This is a genomic window from Billgrantia saliphila (genome assembly GCF_002930105.1).
Classification (GTDB): Bacteria; Pseudomonadota; Gammaproteobacteria; order Pseudomonadales; family Halomonadaceae; genus Halomonas; species Halomonas saliphila.
Window position 1 is genome coordinate 1 of the sequence record NZ_PJRN01000038.1, and the last position, 3,203, is coordinate 3,203.

4 protein-coding genes are annotated in these 3,203 nt (G+C 61.3%); all 4 read left to right on the forward strand.

What is annotated here, in order from left to right:
- Window positions 1–710: type VI secretion IcmF C-terminal domain-containing protein (locus CYJ07_RS20115; RefSeq protein WP_331280946.1), on the forward strand; the 710-nt coding region annotated here is incomplete at its 5' end.
- Window positions 694–1,272, forward strand: coding sequence for a GNAT family N-acetyltransferase (locus CYJ07_RS20120; RefSeq protein ID WP_104205480.1), 579 nt, complete (start codon window positions 694–696; stop codon window positions 1,270–1,272). The genes CYJ07_RS20115 and CYJ07_RS20120, both read left to right, overlap by 17 nt.
- Window positions 1,273–1,300: 28 nt before the next feature.
- A complete protein-coding gene (locus CYJ07_RS20520) occupies window positions 1,301–2,215 on the forward strand; it encodes a type VI secretion system PAAR protein (RefSeq protein WP_197038451.1) in 915 nt (304 codons plus the stop codon).
- A gap of 512 nt (window positions 2,216–2,727) precedes the next feature.
- Window positions 2,728–3,203, forward strand: a 476-nt coding sequence (locus CYJ07_RS20140; RefSeq protein WP_269320561.1) for a contractile injection system protein, VgrG/Pvc8 family, incomplete at its 3' end; no start/stop codon positions are given.

Here is a 3,203-nt window from a genome sequence, read left to right on the forward strand (position 1 = left end):
GGCTCGACGAGGTGGTGGCGCCCTACCAGGAGCGCCTGGCGGGACGCTACCCGTTGGTGCCCAGCGCCTCCCGCGAGGTCGCCCTTAGCGATTTCGAATCCTTCTTCGCAGCAGGCGGCATTCTCGACCGCTTCTATCAGGACAACCTGCGCCCCTTCATCGAAGAGGCGCCGGAAGAGCTGGTCGATGCCGAAGGCAACTCGTTGCTGCGTGGCAGTGTGCTGACCGCCATCCAGCGTGGCGAGCGCATCCGCCAGGCCTACTTCGGCCGCGACGGCGTGCTCGACGTGGAGTTCGCCCTGGAGCCGTTGAGCCTCAGTCCCGACAAGCGTCGAAGCGTGATCAACATCGACGGCCAGATCATTGACTACGCCCACAGCGCGAGCTCGCGCGTCTCCATGATCTGGCCCAACGCGCTGCGCGGCGGCAACGAGAGCCGGGTCACGCTGGTGCCGAGCCAGGTCAATCGCTCGCCGCGCAGCCTCAGTCGTGACGGTGCCTGGGCCTGGTTCCGTCTGCTCGACGAGGCCGAGATCACCAGTGCCAGCGAGCGCGACCTGGAGCTGCGTTTCCAGGTCGACGGCGGGTCGATGCGTTACCGGCTCCACGCCACCGGCTCGCGCAACCCGTTCACCCGACCGCTGGTCGCCGGCTTCCAGCTCCCCACCGCGCTGTATGCCGAAGGAGGTCTCGATGTTGGCAGCCTTTAAGCGCTTGTTCGGCGCCGAGCGCCAGGAAGCGGCAATATCGGCGGCCGAGCCGAGCGAAGTGAAGTGCCTCGAGCCGGCCTCGACGGAGGACATCGAACGCTTCCTAGAGGCCGCCCGGCGTGCCGATGCGCAGGGTCATTCGCCCTGGGTGCTGCGCGACCCGTCGCGTCTGGCGACGCTGCGTCGCGCGCTGGAGTTCACCGTTCATCGTGGCCAGTGGCTGCAGCGCGACGACGGCCGTGTCGCTCATTGGCAGGGACAGCTGCTGGTGCTGCGCCATGGCGAGGGGCCCGTGCTGGGCATGGTGCTGGCCTGTCGACCGGATGACGAAGCGGCCTGGCAGCTGCGCTTCTTCTTCATCGAGCCGGAATGGCAGGGCAGCGGTCACGGTGCCCGCCTGCTGCAGGCCGCAAGGCGGACCCTTAGCGGCATGCCGCTTCGGAGCCGGCTGCCGCTAGCCTGCCAGGCCGCCGTGCGCAGTCTGGAACGGGCGGGCTTCAAGCGCATGCATGTCAACGCGCTGGAAGTAGCCAGCTTCGAGGCTGCGGCCGAGTGGCACTAGGCCGTCACCCGATACCAGGAGAACCAGGATGGGCAGCAAATTCGTACTCGTGGGCGACCTCGGCACCGATCATGACGGCTTTCCGCCGACGCCGGTGACGGCCGGCAGCCCGACGGTGCTGATCGATGGCAAGCCGGCGGCGCGCCTGGGCGATCCCCTGGCCCCGCACGACAAGCCCAAGCATTCACCGCACCCGCGTGTCATCGCCGAAGGCTCGGGCAGCATCCTGATCGACGGCAAGCCGGCGGCGCTCACCGGGCATGCCGTGGACTGTGGCGGCGTGGTGATCGGCTCCGCCAGTGCAGTAGGTGGAGAATCGGTAGGTGGTTCGTTTGTCTCTACTGTTGCGGTAATGGCCTCAACAGTCTCACAGGCTTCCACTTCATCGGCCGTTAATGCAGCTGAGACAACACTTGATGCCGCTGGCATAGCTGGAGGGCAGCCAACGGCACTCACCATGAGCGAAGCCGGGAAACAGTGGCTGATGGAGGTCGAACAGCTTCGCTTGATGCCCTATGACGATCAGACCGGGCGTGAGATTACCTCATGGGTGGAAGGGGCCACAATTGGTTATGGATATCTCATTCCGAACTCCGAATGGCCTATTTTCCAGAACGGGATCGAGCTCGAAACTGCCGAACGTCTCTTAGAAGAGGGGGTGGTTTCTTATGAGGATGTGGTAAATCAAGTGATCGAAGTCCCTTTGGCTCAGAATCAATTCGATGCGGCTGTTATCTTGGCATACAACATTGGAAGAATGGCGTTTGCCTCGTCATCCGCTGTGAAATTGATAAATGATCATGAAGCAGTGACTCCTTACCACAGCCTTGAAGAGGCGTGGAAAGCATGGAATAAATCACAAGGAAGAGTCAGTCCTGGGTTAGTGAATAGGCGATCTGCCGAGTGGAATATCTTTAATAGCGGGGTCTATGAAAGATGGTGAGGTTTTTATTTTCATTAGTGTTGATAAGCATCTCATTTCTTACTTCGCCTAGCTTGTTTGCTGATTGCGATTGTCCAGGGTGGCAGGAAAAAGTTGGTGAGTACGAGGTCATTGAAGTGAGGCGCTTTCGGGGAGGAATGACAACTCGTGAAGACGCCATGGGGCACATGGGGGAGAGGCTGCTGATTTCCCGAGAGTTATTCCGGCTTTGGAACGAGGTTCGATATGCAAACCCTTACTACAAAGTGATTTGTCATCCCGTTCAAAGGGAGGAAGGAGAGGTGCCCTTGCCAACTGAACGATGGGGGAATTTCTATGGCTTTGGCATGGACAGGCAAGTGATCGTGTTGCTTTATGTCATCCCCACGTCGGAAGAGGGGCCGCGCTATTCTTTCGAGATCGTAAATGACGAAATTTGGTTGTTTTACGATGGGTGGTTCTATCGAACAAAGAGAGTCTCGGATGTATAGAAAAACAACCTTGGCAATATCAAATTCAGCGAGGCTCTGATTATGACCGGACTACAATTCACCCTGCAGCTCGCCGGGGCCGACGACCTCGATCTGGCGGTCATCGACTTCACCCTGGAAGAGGCGCTCTCCGCCCCCTTCACCCTCCGCGTGCGCTTTGCCAGCCGCGACGGCGGCCTCGCCGTCACGGAGGTCCTCGATCGCCCCGCGACCCTGACGATCTGGCAGGACGGCGAGGCGCTGCGCCGCCTCCATGGCGTGGTGAGCGAGTTCGGCCGTGGCGACCGCGGCCATCGGCGTACCTTCTACTCGATGGTCGTTCGCCCCGCGCTGTGGCGCCTGGGCCTTCGCCACAATTCGCGTATCTTCCAGCAGGTCTCGCCGCTCACCGTGCTCAATACCCTGTGCGACGAGCGCGGTTTGCGTGACGTGGCCTTCGCCGCCACCCGCGAGCCCGAGACGCGGGAGTACTGCGTGCAATACCGCGAGACCGACCTCGCCTTCGTCGAGCGCCTCGC